General features: G+C 58.1%; 1 protein-coding gene. It reads left to right on the top strand.

The features are described from left to right. A partial coding sequence (locus EOA33_RS38565; RefSeq protein WP_348628308.1) for a MerR family transcriptional regulator occupies positions 1-406 on the top strand: 406 nt, incomplete at both ends.

Below are 406 nucleotides of genomic sequence, written 5' to 3'. Positions count from 1 at the left end.
GGCTGAGACCATAGTCATAGCGGCCTTCACGGAAGAAGACGCCGCGCGTCTCACCGGCCTTTCAGTCCGCCAACTGCGGCACTGGGACCGGACGAACTTCTTTGCGCCAAGCCTGGGCAACGAGAATCGCAAGCTTGCCTACGCTCGACTGTATAGCTTCAAGGACCTTGTGGCGCTGCGCGTGCTCGACGAGCTTCGCAACGAATCTCGGGTCTCGATGCAGCATCTTCGCGAGGTCAAGGACAAGCTCCTGGCGCTCGGAGAGCACTGGGCGTCGACAACCCTTTACGTGCTCAAGAAGAAGGTGGTTTTCGTCAACAACGAAACCAACCAGCACGAAGAGGTCGTTTCAGGTCAAGGAGTCCTACAAATCCCGTTGCAGGTGGTAGCTGGCGACATGCAGGAG

The organism is Mesorhizobium sp. M4A.F.Ca.ET.050.02.1.1 (assembly GCF_003997725.1).
Taxonomy (GTDB): Bacteria; Pseudomonadota; Alphaproteobacteria; order Rhizobiales; family Rhizobiaceae; genus Mesorhizobium.
This window is presented reverse-complemented; position numbering and strand designations above follow the sequence as displayed.